Here is a 16,583-nt window from a genome sequence, read left to right on the forward strand (position 1 = left end):
AAGCCCCGACACGATGGTATGGTGTCGGGGCTTTTGGTATGTTAGGGCCGCTGCGAACTGGTTATACGCCTGCTACCATAGCTTTCATCTTCTGAAACGCGGTTTTGGCGACGGTATCGGCGGGCTGGGCGTAGTAGGTTTTGTTGAACACTTCCAGCGACAGTACGATAGGGCGGGCCGGATCTTTGATCACGCGCAGGGTGTCGCGGATGGGTGCTACGCCATCGCCGGGGAAAACGCGGTCGGCGTCGGTGATGGCTTCGCGGCTGAGGTTGGCCGGGTAATCGTTGACGTGAAAGACTTCGATAACCGGTTTCCCGACAAATGGCAGGCCAGCCGGTGCCGATCCGCCTTTGTAGAGGTGGTAAATGTCGAGCAGCACCCGCGCCGACGGATGGCCGCTTTCCAGGGCCACGTACATGACTTCGCTGAGTTTGTTCAGGTTTCGGGAGAATCCCCAGAGCTCCAGCTGCGGCACTACGCCGGTCTGGTCGCCCAGGTCGAGGATGGCCCGGTAGCGTTCGGCAGCCCGGCGCAGATCGACCAGTGGGGCGTCGGGGGCCTGTACACCAATGGAGGGCGCAGCGGTGCGTTTACACCCGATCTGAGCCAGCAGCTCCATTTCGCGCTTGAGCTGGTCGAGGCCTTTGGCGCGGGCACTGGCGTCGTCAACGAGCCAGGGCGCGAAGCCAATCGTATTCTCGACGGTTATGCCGAGGTCGCTCAGGAGTTTCCGGGCGTCGGCGGGGGAGTGGCTTTTGAGGTAGTCCTGGTAGGTGTCCATCCAGATCTCCACCGATCGGAAGCCAGCTTTTGAGGCCGTTTCCAGTTCTTTCACAAACCCCAGCTTATGGCCCCGGATGGTGCTCATGTTCAGACAGAGCGTAAACGGGGCCGCCGGGGCCGGGCTGGCCGGTGAAGCATCCGCGGTCCGGGTCAGCTCGGGCGCCGACCGGACCGGTTTGGGAAGAAGCGAGGCCCCTGCCGAAGCGGCCAGGGCAGTAATCGTTTGACGACGGGTCAGAGACATGATGAGTGAGTCGGTTGTTTCAGGGGTTGGCCGGGAAACCCTGCGCCAAACCCTGAAACAAAGCTACAGAAGCGGTTCTTTTACTTCTGTGTCGAACACTCCCGTCAGGACCTGCCCGTTGCGTTTGACCTGCACCCAAATGCGATAATGCCCGGCCCGCGGAAAGGCGTACGGAAACTCGACCATGTTATTGACGGCCATTTTGTGGTCCATAGCTGGCATACCGGCCATGAGCAGCTTATTTTTCTCGGCATCGGGAAGCGTATTGAGCCGGGCCACGTAGCGGTCGATGCTGTCGCGGAACTGGTTGGCGTCGGGGTAGCGGAACGTGCGGGCGGTATCGGCCAGGCGACCCACAAACGAGCCCTCGGCGGCCATGGAGTAGGTGCCGACCGGGTGCAGGTGGATGTAGACCGTACCGTCGGAGCGCAGAATGGCTGCGTGCCCGCTCATGCCCAGATACGGCTCCAGGGCTACGGCCTTACCCTGGGCGTCGGCTACGGCAAACTTCAGGGTGTAGAGCTTACCGGCGTCCAGCACCGACTGCGGCTTATCCATCCAGATCATCGACGAGCCATCGGTCAGCTTCATACTGGCGCCGGGCTTGCCACACACCACCATGTTGTTATCGAGGTGCGGTACTCCCTCGGCCCCGGCCTTGATACCCATCGGGTTTGCCACGAGCCAGCTATCGTCCGGATCAGACGGTGCCGGGGCCGAAGCGGTTGGTGCCGATCCGGCAATATCGATGGTATCTGTCAGGGTTTCGGTGAAGCCCGATCGGAACACGATGTCGGAATAGAGCAGATACCGCCCGGCCGGGAGCGCGGGTATGCTGGCTTCGTAGGTCAGCGAGTCGCGCCGGCTGGGATGGAGGTGGGCAAAGGCGTCGAGCCCCGGCATCCGGACCAGAAAGGTGTGCATCAGCTTGCCATGGTCGGGCAGTACGTAACTCAGCAGCCGTTTTTTCTGCCAGTTCTGGCCAAAGCCGGTCGTGTCGATGCGGATCGATAACCGTTGGGTACCGTTGGCGGGGGCAACGCTGGTCAGAATGGACGTTGGCCGGTAAAGCTGCTGGTCCTTGTAGACCTCGGCTTCGCTGGTCCACCAGCTTCGCCAGCCGGTCAGCAGCAGGGCCAGTACCAAAGCGCCAGCGCCCATACCCACCAGTCTACGGCGGCCCAGCCCGGCCGAAGCCGCCTGGTCCGGTTTCGTAATGCCGTCGGCATTGCTGGCACCAATGATGGTAATCATCATCACGACCAGCAGCAGCCCCATCAGCGCCAGACCGATACCGGTGCCTTCGGGCATGTCGCGCACGGCGGTGGCTACCGACATCACGGGTACAACAACGGTTTGTTTGCCGTCGGGACCGTTCAGCTCCAGCTCAACGCTCGACGACCCCGAATCCATCAGCCACAGATCACCTTCATACCGGCCGTTTTCGACCCGGGTCAGGATATCGTGCGTGGGCGCGCCTTCATCGCCCGAGCGGAAATAGACGGGGCGGGCGCCGATCTGCGCTACGCGACCCTGCTCTACATAAACGGTAACCTTAGCCGTTCCGGGTACGACATCGGGCGGCTGAACGCTGACCAGGAGCCGATATGCACCAACCTGTTTCTGAACAATAACCCCCGAGCTGCCCACGTGGGCCGATGCCGCCGGGGCCAGTATAAGCGCGTGCAGGAGCACCAGTAACCCGGTTAGCAGGCCTGGTAACGCCCTGTTTTTTGATGTACTCATTCGTTGTTTCATCCGTACAGAATACGCCTTTAGCTTATCGAACCACTTGTTTCATCCAGTTACCCCACAGCAGGCCAATCCGGGCCGAGAGAATGGCATAGAGTAGCGCTTTGCCAAAACCCAGCGCAAACTCGGCCGCCGACTGCTTGTACCAGGGGCCGAACGCAAACCGGTATTGCCAGTCCGCCGGGTTGTCGTACGACCAGGAGTAAGACAGGAAGAAGCCATTCCGGGCCAGGGGCGATGTCAGCAGAAACTCCCCGAAAGGCCACTGAACGAGCAGGACGACAACCAGCAAGGTAACGCCGTAAATGACCGATAACAGCCAGTCGTTGGGTTTTCGAACACCGTCGGTCCGCTCGAACCGGCGCATGAGCCAGTCGACGGCCAGGGCGGGTATGACCAGCAGCATCGGAAAGTGAAACGGCTGATAATGGGTAATGGGGTTCAGGACCGGACCCAGCCGGGGCGTAGCCGGGAAGTTCTGAATCACCCAGCTCGGCACCACCAGCGCCAGCATATAGATACCGGCAATGGTGGTAAGCGGCCAGCGCAACATCGACGCCCGCCCCACGGCCAGTAGGTAAAATGGCAGCACAATGGCCGCTGTGGCGTAATAAACCGAGTTATGCGACTCCTGCATGCCCATCGATTCGGAAGCCAGCGTGAACAGCATGGCCAGCAACAGCCCGGCACTGATCGCGAACAGCCACTTCAGCCGCGTAGCCCGGCTGTCGGTCGGTAAACTAGCCGATGGAGCCGAACTGGTTGTCCGGTACTGGTTCTGCAAGGTTAGCACGCCAACCATAGCGCCGAACTGTACGGTCATGATGCCAATGGCCAGAATCGTATGCGGAGGGGTCAGAATCTGGACATCGAGGCCGTAGGTGTTGTGCCACCAGTCGTCGAAGGGTGCCGACGTCAGCATAGCCAGCGCCCCCCATACACAGAACATCGCTCCGAGTGGCGCGTAGAAAACACCCCAGAACCGCACCGACTTAATCCGGTCCGGATGGTTCCGGGTCAGCGTCAGGTTCAGAATCTGATAGGCCGAAAACAAACCGGACACCACGGCACCGACGTAGATAACCACGTGGGGTGGCGCAAACAGTCCGTCGCGGCCAATGCTGATGTGCCACATGATGTCCCAGAGCAGCCCTACTACGACGCAGAGCGATGAAAAGACGACCGCGTATACATACACCGGAATGGAATTGCCCGTACGGCTCACGGGCCAGACGGCCGACCGGGTACCCAGCAGCGGTTGATTGGAAGAAGGAATAGCCGATTGCATTAGCTTTAGTATAGTTTGACCAGTAGATGCTGAAAATTACGAAAACGTTGCCTGAAGCAATGCGCTTCCCGGATGAAATGACAGGATAAGTAGCTGAATGGTAGACTTGTGAAGGTAAACCGCAGGCTTTCGAGGGAATGGGACAATAGATGTGCGGATTTACTACGTTATTCGTAGAGAAATCAGTCAATACCCGCCACCATGTGTTTACTCTTAAAATCAGGTCGTTTGTTTATCGCGTTACTGCTGACCAGCGGGTTGCTCAGTGCCTGTGTCCCCGATTTTCTGTCATCGGAGCCGGACTGGGTCACCATTGAGCGGGGCGACCATGAACCGATGCCCAAGCGTAAAGTCGGCATCGTCATTGCGCCCGGCGAGCTGACGGCTACGGTTACTTTCGATAGCTCCTGCATCTACGACATTGGCGCGGTCGACGCCCAGGACTGGAACAAGGTCATCGGCATGGGATTCGTTGGCTCCAAAAATCAGGATGTAACGACGGGTGTGCCGCCCCACCAGGTCGATGGCATACGGGTTGGCTGGCGCTGGAATCCGCAGCGGGGCCGTATCGACCTGGGCGCCTACGCCTATGTCGACGGGAAGCGCACCGACTTCAAAGTGGCCGAAACGGGTATCAATGTGCCCACCCGGATGACGATCAAAATCGACTACGACCGGAAGGTGTACCAGGTGCTGGGCGGACAAACCATTCCGTTTACGCACAACAAAACCTTCGGCTACAAAACCGGCCTGTATTTCGGCGGTAGTTTCCCCGCCCCCCACAAGATCCGGGTCAAGATCGAAGATTAACGGGTTTGCCGGTGGTGCTGGTGTGGTATCCCCCCCACCGTGGTCCGTGGGGACACGGACCACCCATGCGTCAGCAGAAAAATTGTTCAATCGGAGCTAAGACAGTTTGTTTACATGAGTTTGTTGCTGACGCATATGAGACGCAAATGGTTGCGTCTCTACGGAGCCCACGCGCAACAGCCAAAATCATACGGACAGCAGTAGCTGCTGCATTTTACAGGGCGATTTGCCAGACGCCGTAGACGCTGACGGCCAGAATGGACAGGATGCTGAGCCAGAGCCAGATGTCGTAGGCCACGGACGGCTTGAGTGAGGGTGGTAGCTGGCGATACCGGAACTGGAGCGCGGCCCAGACCACCACCAGCAGCAGCACCGAGGTAGCCGCTCCGCCCAGCAATATCATCTGTACCGGTAGTTCGATAAACAGAAACAGCAGACACCAGATGGCCGGAAACGCCCATGACAAGGTCGCCAGTGCTTTCTGCCGGGCCGTCACATCGTGAAAGTTCAGCCAGCCCAACTGTCCGAACGCATCCGCAAAAATCCGCGACCAGCTCGCCGTGGCGGTGAATAAGGTAGAATACAGCACGAAAAACGCGCCAATCATAAACGCCACCCTGGCCCCCGGCCCCAGCGAAACCGTGAACAGCCGGGAGAGCGTTTCGACCATGGCGTACCCCTCCGGAATAGATCCTTCTTCGTGCAGCAGCGAAGCCCCGAGCAGGTAGAACGCAGCCGTTACGGTGGTGTATACGACCATTGAACAGAGCGCATCCAGGGTCATGACCCGAATCCAGCCCCGGGCGCGCTCGGTCCAGGCGGGCGATTCTTCGTACGGACCCACGTAGGCCGCGTAGCCTTTCTCGATACACCAGTAGGTGTAATACATGATCTCGTCGCCACCGACACCAGTAATGCCAAAGGCGGCTATGGCCACCCCCACCGTAGCGGGCGGCAGCGAGAACGTCAGTCCGTCGGCCAGCTCGGCTCCGCTGATGGCATAATCGGTACGTTGCAGCAGAAACAGCGAGAGCAGAATCAGTGCCGTAAAGAGAATGATCATCAGCAGGGAACCGCGCTCGACCCAGCCGTACTGACCTCCGTAGATCAGCAGACCCGCCGAGGCCGCTGACAGAACGGCCCATATACTGACCGGAACCGCCGGAAAGGCCATGTTTAGCACCAGCGCCACGCCCCCCACAATACCACCGACCTGCAACACCTTCAGCGTTTGTAAACTAAGCCAGAGCCAGATTGTCCAGTGCCCCCGGCCCAGTCGGAGACCCGGCAGCCGGTTGAGCGATTGCATGCTGGGCAGGCCGCTGTAGATGGCATTTTTGCCAAACTCAAGCTGGAGGGCCACCTTTACAAAACAGCTGACCAGAATAACCCAGAAGGTGATGAAACCCGCTTTGGCGCCCAGCGCCGTGGTCGCGATCAACTCCCCCGACCCCACAATGGCGGCCGACAGAATAAAGCCGGGGCCGAGGTGCCGTAACTGGTCGCGCAGGGCCGTTGGCGCTGGTTTTATACGATCGGTAGTCAGTACGTACAGATCGGCTGGGGGCCGGGTATCCGGTGGGGCTGGAGTCATGGAGACAGCGTTTAGCGAACTCTTAGATGCATAAAGACCAGTCCGTAATTTTCATACGCAGTAGGCTTCGGTTTCCGGCTACTTTTGCGCCGGTATCCCGGCCTGTTTGTTTCGTTTCCCGCCATGACCATCGCCCCGCTTGACCTGATTTTACTGCTCGGCTCCGGACAGGGGTTTATTCTGGCCATCCTGCTCTGGACAAACCGGAAAGGCAATCGCCTGTCGAACCGGTTGCTGGCGGTGCTGATCGGTTTGCTGGCGCTGATGAGCCTGGCGGTTGGCATACCGGTCGTTAGCCGATGGATGAGCCTGGCGCTCGATCTGCTGCCCCTGGTTATAGCGATGCCGCTGGGACCACTCATCTTTTTTTATACCCGCTCCGTTCTCGACCCCGCCTTTCGGCTCGGGCCAGCTCAACGACCGCATTTTTACCCGGTTATTATCGATCTCGGCTCCCAACTGATGGGCTGGGTCTTTGTGTTGGGAGCCATCGTCGGCTTGTTTAGCCCGCAGGACGGCCCGGCCTGGGGCGATGTGATGGATGAGTATGAGGCCTATGCCGACATTCCACGCTGGATTTCGCTGACGGTTTATCTGGTCCTGACCCGCCGGTGGCTGGCCCGGCAACCATCGGCCGCTGAGCTGTCGGAAGCAGGCCGGCAACGCCGGCGGTGGCTTCGGCAGTTTGTCCACGCGTTTCTGATTTTTCAGGCTATCTGGCTCGCATTCATGGTCCCCTATATCGTTCCTGGCTTACGGGCGCCCCTGCTGGATCGCCTTGGGTGGTACCCAATCTATATTCCTATTGCGGTGCTGATTTACTGGCTCGGGCTGCGGGGCTATCTGCAAAGTCGGGTCGAGGTGGCCGATCCTGCCGGTCGTAAGGTCGTCGGTACAAACCTGCCCGCCGAAGCGGTGGCGTCGGTGGTGAACGGACTGACGCGGGCTATGGAGACCGAACGGCTTTTTCTGGACCCGCTGCTGTCGGTCGATAAGCTGGGTAAGCATCTGCAACTGTCGCCCAAGCTGATCTCTGCCGTGCTGAACCAGCACCTGCTGACCAACTTTAACAGCTACGTAAACCGGTATCGGATCGAAGCCGTAAAACAACGACTGAGCGATCCGGGCAGTGACTACCTGACCCTGACCGGTATTGCTCTCGAATGCGGCTTCAACTCCCAGGCCACCTTTCAGCGGACGTTTCGGCAACTGACGGGCCTGTCGCCAAAGGAATACCTCAGCCAGACGGGCAAAACAGCGCTCAAATCCGGATTTGAGTAGACAGAACCGGCCATTGTGGCGTGTTTTGGCCTAAAAACAAGCTATGAAAGCCCTCGCCTGTCTGTTATTGCTGCTGCTATCTGTTGACGGATATACCCAGACCGATACGTTACAAAACCGGATGCTGTCGCCCGCCGACCTGCAGGCCGATTTTCGGTATTTCCGTCAGCTCCTCGAAGAAACGCACCCGGGTCTGTACCGGTATACGCCCAAGCCGGTCATGCAGGCCCGGCTGGATAGCCTGGCCGGGTCGTTGAATCAGCCCCTGTCGGTGTTCGGTTTTTACCGGATCATTTCGGGACTCATAGCCGACATTCGGTGCGCGCACACCCATGCGCTGCCCAGCAAGGCATGGCAAACGCTGTTTGCCCAGCGCTGGAAGACCCTGCCGTTTTTCATGTTTCCCATCGACGGAAAATCGTATATACTGTTCAACGGCACGGCCGATCAGCGCATCCGGCCCGGTTTCGAACTGCTCAGCATCAACGGACAACCCATCCAGGAGATTCAGCAGATCATGTACCGCTACCACTGGAGCGATGGCTATATCCAGACCTCGAAAGACGCTTCGTTGCAGGGGCAGCTGTTTGCCTTGTTTTACTACTGGTTCATTGGCCAGCCCGACACGTATGCACTCACGTTCAGAAGCCTGACCGGCGATACGATACGGGTTGAAGTACCCGCCGAACCGTTCGCGACATCGCTGAAGATGATGAAGAAAAACCCCGTCAACAAACAGATGATGGCCTGGTATAACCGCCGGAAACCTAAAACGCCCTGGCGGATTTCGTTTCCGGACGATGTGCCGCAAACCGCTTACTTACGCATCGATAGTTTTGGTGGCGGCAAGGACAGTGACGAGGCCGCGGCCCGGTTCCGCGCGTTTATGGACAAAAGCCTGGCGACGATGAAGACGAAAAACGTTCGGCACCTTATTGTCGACCTGCGAAGCAACCCGGGCGGCTGGGATGTGCAGGGCGTTGAGCTGTTTACCTACCTGGCCAAAGCCGATACGGCGGTTCGTTACTACCACCGTCATCATACCGTTACCGACAGTTCATCGTTTCTGCGCTTTTCGGATATACCGGCCGACGCGCTGAAGTCCATTAAACAACAGCTGATCCCGGAAAAAGACGGTACGTTTACCGAGGTCGCCGATGACGACAGCTGGGAGCTACGGCCGCAACTGCCCAAACCGAACCGGTTCAGCGGGCAGGTCTACATCCTGATGGATGGCCGGAGCGGATCGACTACGGCCGAGTTTCTGGCGGTGGCGCATGCACACAGGATAGGAACGTTCATCGGCACGGAGTCGGGTGGTGCTTACGAAGGCGGGAACGGCGGTAGTTTCATCAACCTGGCCCTGCCCAAGTCTCGCATTCAGGTGACCACACCGCTGGTCTATTATACCAACGGAGTAGGAAAACCCGATCAGCCCGGGCGCGGCACCCTGCCCGATTATAGCCTGCCGCTACAGATCGATAATGTGCTCAACCATACCGACAGTCAGCTGGACTTAGCGAAAAAGCTGATTCGGGAGCAGAGCCCGGGCACGGCTGGCCACACCAGCAAGTAAGCCACTGGTCCTGCCCGAAACACTGTTCTGCCTGGGCGGTTAGGGAGACATGGCCCACTACCAACCCATTCATGACTGGACGGCTGTTACGCCCGCCGAAGCCGTTTCCCTACAGCAGCAGCTGCGTTCGCAAATTCGGATTCAGCCGCTGGCCACTACGCCCAAAACCATTGCGGGTTGCGACATATCGTTCAACAAGTTCGAAGAAACGGTTTACGCGGGCATCGTCGTGCTGGACCTGGAAACACTCGACACCATTGAAGAAGCGGGCGTGGTCAGCACGGCTACGTTTCCGTACGTGCCGGGCTTGCTGTCGTTCCGCGAGATACCCTCCTTGCTGGAAGCCTGGCAGAAACTAACCATCGAACCCGACGTCGTCATGTTCGACGGGCAGGGTATTGCGCACCCCCGCCGGATCGGGATTGCGTCGCACGGGGGGCTGTTTCTCAACCGACCGACGTTCGGCTGCGCCAAGTCGGTGCTGGTGGGCAAGTACGAAGAGCCCGCGCCCGAACGGGGGAGCTGGTCGCCGATGACGCACTACCGGGACGTGATTGGCGCGGCCCTGCGCACCAAGAATAAAGTCAATCCAGTCTACGTCTCTCCTGGTCACCTGATCGATCTGGAAACGGCCATTACCTTAACGCTCCGCTGTGACAAAGGCTATCGCATCCCTGAACCGACGCGCCGGGCGCATAACCTGGTCAACGCCCTGCGCCGGGGCGAGCGGTCGGCGAGTTAGTAGCTGGTATGTTCGTCCAGCTTCACCTTGCCCCGGAATGTCCAGAACATAAATACCGTATACGTGGCGACGAGTGGCATACCGATGGCCGCGAAGAGCAGCATGGTCCGCAGTGATCCGTCGGACGAAGCCGCTTCGTAGATGCTGATGTGGCCGTTCGGGTCCACGTTCGACAGGACCAGGTTCGGATACAGGCCCATCGCAAACAGAATCAGCAGCAGCGCCGTCGTAACCGCCGACGAGATGAACCCCCGCCGGTACTGCCGCTTTTCGATACTTCGCCGAATGTTCAGCACGATCAGCACGGCCGCAATGGGCAGGATGAACAGCTGCGGATAAGCCTTGAAAATAGCCGTCATGTGGGGTACGTAGATGAGGGTAGCCAACGAGGTAGCCATGAAACAGAGGATGAAAAACTTGCTGGTGTTGTTGGCAATGATGGTCAGTTTGGCATACAGCCGGTCTTCGGTCTTCATGATGAGGTACATGGCGCCGTGCATCATAAACAGCGACAGGACCGTTATCGAAATCAGCCCGGCATAAGGGTTGAAAAAATCGCTGAGCCGCCCCACAAACTCGTGCCTGGCGTTCAGCGGCAGTCCCTGAATCAGGTTGCCCAGAATCAGGCCCAGCAGCAGCGAAATGGTAATGCTCGACACCGAATAGCTGATATCCCACATCGTTCGCCACCAGCGCATCTCTTCCTTGCTCCGAAACTCGATCGAAATAGCCCGGAAAATAATGGCGAACAAAAACAGCATGAACGGCAGATAAAACACCGACAAAATGGTGCCGTAAACCAGCGGAAAAGCCGCGAACAGCGCCCCGGCTCCGATAACGAGCCATACTTCGTTGCCGTCCCAAACCGGCCCGATGGCATTCAGCGCAATGCGTCGGCTCTGTTCTTTCCGGAAAAACAAATGCAGCGCGCCAGCTCCCAGATCGAAGCCATCCAGAATACCATAACCGCTGATGAGCGCGCCGATCAGTAAGAACCACCAGGTAGGTAAGTCAAGTCCGAGTACAGTGTCCATAGTGAGGAATAGTTTGTTGAGTGATTTTTTATATTGAGTGATTGAGTGATTCGTGGTTGAGTGCATTAGTCATTTTAGCTTTTCACTCAATCACAAATCACTCAATAGGCTCATTCACTCAATGTAAAATGGGATTCATGCGGGAGGAGGAGTCGAGGCCGGGTTCTTGCGATGTGGTCTGGATATCGGGGCCGTGCTGAATTTTTTTGTTCAGCAGGTACAGGAACAGGGCAAACAGCATCATGTATACCAGCGTGAACAGGATCAGCGAAGTCAGCACGTGCTCGGCCCGCACCGCCTGCGAGAGCGCATCCGAGGTGCGCAGCAGGCCATAGACCACCCAGGGCTGCCGGCCTACCTCAGCCGTGTACCAGCCGACCTGGTTGGCAATCTGCGGCAGGAGTACGGCGCCTACAAACACCCCCATCAGCCAGCGTGTCTGAAACAACCGCTTCCTGTACAGCATGACCAGCGAAAACAGGGTTAGCCCGATGAGCGCCATGCCGATACCGACCATGAGGTGATAGGTCTGGAAAACAAAGTTGATGGCCGTGGGGCGGTTTTTGGGTTTGATGCTGTTCAGGCCGGGAATAGGCTTCTTAAAATCCTGATGAACCAGAAATGACAAACCACCCGGTATCCTGATCCCCGTGGTCGTTTGTTCGCGGGCGTTGACCCAGCCAACCAGATACATATCGGCGGGGGCGGAGGCCTCAAAGTGCCCTTCCATAGCGGCCAGCTTGGCAGGCTGGTATTTTGTAACGACTTCGGCCGACTTATGACCCGTAAACAGCTGACCTAGGGCCGAGATGGCGGCTACCCACAGGCCAATCCGAAAGGCCGCCTGGGCGTGAACCACGTGTTTTTGCTTCAGAATGTACCAGGCGCTGACGCTCAGTACCAGAAACGACCCCGCCAGCAGGGCACCGATCAGTACGTGCGAATAGCGCTCAACCGACGAGGGATTAAAGACCATCGCCCAGAAATCGGTCACGATAGCGCGGGCCTGCATCCCGGTTCCTTCTATGCGGTAGCCGGCGGGCGTTTGCTGCCACGAGTTGGCGATCACGATCCAGAGGGCCGAGAAGATAGACCCCAGCGCCACCAGCACCGTAGCCAGAAAATGAACCGGCGGACTGACCCGGTTCCAGCCAAAGACCAGAATGCCCAGGAAGGCCGACTCCATGGCAAAGGCAAAGATGCCTTCAGCCGCCAGGGCCGACCCGAAAATGTCGCCCACGTAGCGGGAGTAGGTTGCCCAGTTGGTGCCAAATTCAAACTCCATCACGATACCGGTAGCCACACCGATGCCGAAGATGAGCGCGAAAATCCTGATCCAGAAGCGGGTCAGTTCTTCGTAAACCTTGTTTTTGGTGCGTAGATACTGGCCTTCCATGATGACCAGACAGACCCCCAGCCCGATACTCAGGGGTGGGTAGATGTAATGAAAAGCAATGGTGAAGGCAAACTGAATCCGGGAGAGAAGTTCCACATTATCCATACCCTTAGTGATAGCCGGGAAGACAAAAGCCGGGGCTGCGCACGGGGGAGGAGAGGTGCGCATTCGGCGCAAAAACTATCGCCCGAAAGGTACAATCGGAACCAATACGACGGACGTGTTTTTTTGACTTTCTACCCGCCATTCCAGGCCGGAGGGTGTGTGGCTGTCGCGTGCGTGGTCCGTGCGGACACGGACCACGGTGTAGAGACGCAAAGGATTGCGTCTCATGCGCGTCAGCAACAAAACCTTGTAGTAAAGGTGTGTTTGGTAAATGCTTTTGCCGTCGCCTTTGTGTCTCTTACGCGTCAGCAACACATCCACCCACGAATGCTCGGATCGTTAAATTAAATAAGACTTCAGTACAAACGCGTTGCCCGTTTTAAACTTTGCCGTACTTTTGTTCGATCAAAAACCGTATGCATGCATACTAATTTGTTGACCTACCTATGGCAGATGCATTCATTTACGACGCCGTCAGAACGCCCCGGGGCCGGGGTAAAAGCGACGGGTCGCTGCACGATGTGCAACCTATACAACTCCTGACCAGCGTACTCCGCGAACTCCGCGACCGAAACCAGCTCGATACAGCTCTGGTAGACGACGTCATCATGGGCTGCGTAACCCCCATCGGTGAGCAGGGCGCCGACATTGCCCGTACGGCGGCCCTCGAAGCCGGTTATGCCGAAACCGTGGCGGGTGTTCAGCTCAACCGCTTCTGTTCGTCGGGGCTCGAAGCCATCAACATGGCCGGCGCCTACGTGATGTCGGGGCAGGTCGATGCCATCGTAGCGGGTGGTGTCGAGTCGATGTCGCGGGTGCCGATGGGGTCCGACGGGGGCGCTATCTTCATGAACCCGCAGATTGTGGCCCGCCATAGAATTGTACCGCAGGGTATTTCGGCCGATCTGATCGCGACGAAGCATGGCTACAGCCGCAGCGATGTTGACGCCTTTGCGGCCGAATCATACCGGCGGGCGGTCGATGCGCAGGCGGCCAATCGATTCCATAAATCGCTCGTACCGCTGAAAGACGAAATAGGGCTTACCGTGCTTGACCGCGACGAAGGCGTTCGGCCCGGTACGACCGTCGAGAGCCTCGGCAAGCTGAAACCCGCCTTCGAGATGATGGGGCAGATGGGGCTGGATGCCCTCGCGCTGCTGAAATACGCGCAGTTCGATAAAATCAACCACGTTCACCACGCGGGTAATTCATCGCAGATTGTTGACGGGGCGGCTGCGGTCCTGATCGGGAGCCAGGCCTTTGGCGAACAGTCGGGCCTGAAACCGCGCGCCCGGATCAAAGCGTTCGCCATTGTCGGTTCGGAGCCGACCATCATGCTGACGGGGCCAATTCCGGCTACGCACAAGGTGCTGAAGCGGGCGGGCATGAGCATCAAAGACATCGATCTGTTCGAGGTAAACGAAGCCTTCGCGGCTGTGCCGATGCTGTTTATGGATGCGTTTGGCGTTGACCACAGCCAGCTGAACGTAAACGGCGGGTCCATTGCGCTGGGGCATCCGCTGGGCGCTACGGGGGCCATTATTTCGGCTACGCTCATCGATGAGCTGGAGCGTTCGGACAAGCAGTTCGGTCTGTCGACGCTCTGTATCGGGGGCGGCATGGGCATTGCCACCATTTTCGAACGCGTCAACTAACCGGCCTGTCACTTACCGGCCGTCCGGCGGCTTTGACAGGCGTCGAATGGCGTCTCCAGTCTTTTCCAGTAAAACTTTATAAGGAACTTTCGTATGATTCAATACACCGTCGATAATGATATAGCCATTATCTCATGGGCCATGACCTCGGCCCCGATGAATGTTCTTAACGATGAGTCTATTCCTGCTTTCGAAGCGGCTCTTCGGCAGGCGTATACCGACGAGGCCGTAAAAGGCGTAATCATTACCTCTGCCAAACCCGAGTTTGTGGCCGGTGCCGACCTGAAAATGATCCTGCGTAACAACGATAAAGACCCGGCCGAGATGCTGAAGGTATCGTCGGAGCTGAACCGGGTATTTCGGTCTATCGAAACAAGCGGGAAACCCACCGTGGCGGCTATAAACGGCACGGCGCTGGGGGGCGGTTACGAGATCTGTCTGGCCTGCCATCATCGGGTAGCCCTCAATAATCCGAAAACACTCATCGGGCTGGTCGAGGTGACCATCGGGTTGCTGCCGGGTGCGGGCGGAACCCAGCGGCTGCCGCGGATGATCGGTATTCAGGCCGCCCTGCCGCTGATCCTGGAAGGCAGGAAAGTAGGCGTCGAGGAAGCCAAAAAGCTAGGCATGATCGACGACATAGCCGATACGCCGGAGCAGCTGCTGGATAAAGCCCGCGCCTGGATTATGGCCAACGGAACGTCCGCCCGGCCGAAACCGCTGAAACCGTGGGACGAGATAGACCGTAAAACCGGCCAGATTGTGGGTAAAGACAATTTCAAGGTACCCGGTGGTAACGTGCAGAGTCCGGTGGGCGCGCAGACGTTTGCCGCCGGCACGGCCATGCTGATGGATAAAACCAAAGGCAATTACCCCGCTCCGCTCGAAATCATGTCGTGCGTGTACGAGGGCCTGCAGGTAAACATTGACCGGGCGCTGGTCATCGAAGCCCGCCATTTTGTGAAAGTGGCGACCTCCAAAGTGGCAAAGAGTCTGATCCAGACCATGTTCTTGGGGATGAACGAAGCGAACAAAGGAGCCAGCAGACCCAAAGACCAGCCCAAGACCGAGGTGAAAAAAGTAGGCATTCTGGGCGCGGGGATGATGGGCGCCGGTATCGCTTACGTGTCGGCCCAGGCGGGTATCGAGGTCGTGCTGAAAGACGTCTCGGTCGAAGCGGCCGAACGCGGCAAAGACTACTCCCGCGGACTGCTTCGGAAGGGGGTAGAGCGCGGCAAGGTCGACCCGCTGAAGGTAGACGGCATCCTGAACCTGATCAAACCCACCGCCGACTATGCCGATATGCAGGGCTGCGACCTCATCATCGAGGCTGTTTTCGAGAATCGCGACCTGAAAGCGCAGGTAACCCGCGAAGCCGAACCGATGCTGGCCACAAACGGCGTATTTGGCTCGAACACATCCACATTACCCATCAGCGGACTGGCGGAGGCTTCGGCCCGACCTGAGAACTTCATCGGTATTCACTTCTTCTCGCCCGTCGATAAAATGATGCTGGTGGAGATCATCGTGGGTAAACAAACGTCCGACTACGCGCTGGCGGCAGCGATGGACTATACCCGTAAGATCCGTAAAACACCCATCGTGGTCAACGACTCGCGCGGATTTTACACCTCCCGTTGCTTCGGTACCTATACCTCGGAGGGCATGGAGCTGCTGAAAGACGGGGTTAGCCCGGTGCTGATCGAAAATGCCGGAAAAATGGCCGGTATGCCGGTTGGTCCGCTGGCGGTTCACGATGAAGTAGCGCTCGACCTGAGCCTGAAAGTAATGACCGAGTCGATCAGGGCCGGGGCCATGCGGGCCGATGAGCCTACCTATCAGATGGTCAAAACATTCAACGAGCTGGGGCGTATCGGTAAGAAAGCCAAAGCCGGGTTCTACGACTATCCGGAAGGCGGCACCAAACAGCTCTGGCCGGGACTGGCCGATCTGTATCCGGTAGCCGATCAGCAGCCCAGCCTCGATGAGGTCAAAACACGGCTGCTGTACCGGCAGGCCATTGAAGCCGTACGATGCTACGAAGAAGGCGTTGTACGTACCAGACTCGACGGCGATCTGGGGTCTATTCTGGCGTGGGGATTCCCGGCCTATACGGGCGGAGCTCTTTCTTTCGTCGACTTTGTCGGGGCCGATACCTTCGTCGGAACCCTCGACCGGCTTGCCGATCAGTACGGCGACCGGTTTCGGCCGACCGAAAAACTGCGCGAGCGGGCGAGCCAGGCACAACTGGCCTGAGTAAGCCTGCCCCATAGCTGCAACCGCCCGGTACGAGTCGTTTCGTGCCGGGCGGTTGTGGTTT

Annotated in this window: 12 protein-coding genes; 6 read left to right on the forward strand and 6 right to left on the reverse strand. The window is 58.1% G+C overall.

Annotation, left to right across the window (positions count from 1 at the left end):
• Positions 1-61 precede the first annotated feature (61 nt).
• From B1C80_RS23445 to B1C80_RS23455, 3 genes are all read right to left on the reverse strand, one after another.
• Positions 62-1,030 (reverse strand): sugar phosphate isomerase/epimerase, encoded by a 969-nt coding sequence (locus B1C80_RS23445; RefSeq protein ID WP_077923661.1) that lies wholly within the window; start codon positions 1,028-1,030, stop codon positions 62-64.
• Positions 1,031-1,093: 63 nt separating this feature from the next.
• The gene (locus B1C80_RS23450) at positions 1,094-2,776 is read right to left on the reverse strand and encodes a hypothetical protein (protein WP_077923662.1); all 1,683 of its coding nucleotides are present in this window, start codon (positions 2,774-2,776) and stop codon (positions 1,094-1,096) included.
• 34 nt (positions 2,777-2,810) lie between these two features.
• On the reverse strand, positions 2,811-4,070 hold the full coding sequence (locus B1C80_RS23455) for a hypothetical protein (RefSeq protein ID WP_369822735.1): 1,260 nt from the start codon (positions 4,068-4,070) through the stop codon (positions 2,811-2,813).
• A 201-nt stretch (positions 4,071-4,271) separates the two neighbouring features.
• Between B1C80_RS23455 and B1C80_RS23460 the strand changes: the two genes are divergently transcribed.
• Positions 4,272-4,880: a hypothetical protein gene (locus B1C80_RS23460; RefSeq protein ID WP_077923663.1), complete on the forward strand. Its 609-nt coding sequence runs from the start codon at positions 4,272-4,274 to the stop codon at positions 4,878-4,880.
• Positions 4,881-5,094: 214 nt separating this feature from the next.
• On the opposite strand, the gene B1C80_RS23465 is transcribed toward B1C80_RS23460, so the two are convergent.
• Positions 5,095-6,474 carry an Nramp family divalent metal transporter gene (locus B1C80_RS23465; RefSeq protein WP_201723582.1) on the reverse strand — a complete coding sequence of 460 codons (1,380 nt, stop codon included), beginning with the start codon at positions 6,472-6,474 and terminating at the stop codon, positions 5,095-5,097.
• Positions 6,475-6,597: 123 nt separating this feature from the next.
• Here B1C80_RS23465 and B1C80_RS23470 point away from each other — a divergent pair, with 123 nt between their 5' ends.
• The 3 genes from B1C80_RS23470 to nfi are packed head-to-tail and all read left to right on the forward strand — an operon-like array spanning position 6,598 to position 10,073.
• Positions 6,598-7,755 carry a helix-turn-helix transcriptional regulator gene (locus B1C80_RS23470; protein ID WP_077923763.1) on the forward strand — a complete coding sequence of 386 codons (1,158 nt, stop codon included), beginning with the start codon at positions 6,598-6,600 and terminating at the stop codon, positions 7,753-7,755.
• Positions 7,756-7,798: 43 nt separating this feature from the next.
• Positions 7,799-9,331: a S41 family peptidase gene (locus tag B1C80_RS23475; protein WP_077923664.1), complete on the forward strand. Its 1,533-nt coding sequence runs from the start codon at positions 7,799-7,801 to the stop codon at positions 9,329-9,331.
• A gap of 49 nt (positions 9,332-9,380) precedes the next feature.
• Positions 9,381-10,073: a deoxyribonuclease V gene (nfi, locus tag B1C80_RS23480; protein ID WP_077923665.1), complete on the forward strand. Its 693-nt coding sequence runs from the start codon at positions 9,381-9,383 to the stop codon at positions 10,071-10,073.
• Here nfi and cydB read toward each other — a convergent pair.
• The gene (gene cydB, locus B1C80_RS23485; RefSeq protein ID WP_077923666.1) at positions 10,070-11,107 is read right to left on the reverse strand and encodes a cytochrome d ubiquinol oxidase subunit II; all 1,038 of its coding nucleotides are present in this window, start codon (positions 11,105-11,107) and stop codon (positions 10,070-10,072) included. The two genes, nfi and cydB, sit on opposite strands and share 4 nt — an antisense overlap.
• A gap of 118 nt (positions 11,108-11,225) precedes the next feature.
• On the reverse strand, positions 11,226-12,608 hold the full coding sequence (locus tag B1C80_RS23490) for a cytochrome ubiquinol oxidase subunit I (RefSeq protein ID WP_077923667.1): 1,383 nt from the start codon (positions 12,606-12,608) through the stop codon (positions 11,226-11,228).
• Positions 12,609-13,054: 446 nt separating this feature from the next.
• Here B1C80_RS23490 and B1C80_RS23495 point away from each other — a divergent pair, with 446 nt between their 5' ends.
• Positions 13,055-14,263, forward strand: coding sequence for an acetyl-CoA C-acetyltransferase (locus B1C80_RS23495; RefSeq protein WP_077923668.1), 1,209 nt, complete (start codon positions 13,055-13,057; stop codon positions 14,261-14,263).
• 93 nt (positions 14,264-14,356) lie between these two features.
• On the forward strand, positions 14,357-16,519 hold the full coding sequence (locus tag B1C80_RS23500; RefSeq protein WP_077923669.1) for a 3-hydroxyacyl-CoA dehydrogenase NAD-binding domain-containing protein: 2,163 nt from the start codon (positions 14,357-14,359) through the stop codon (positions 16,517-16,519).
• Positions 16,520-16,583 lie beyond the last annotated feature (64 nt).

It is taken from the genome of Spirosoma sp. 209, from assembly GCF_002006735.1.
Lineage (GTDB): Bacteria > Bacteroidota > Bacteroidia > Cytophagales > Spirosomataceae > Spirosoma > Spirosoma sordidisoli.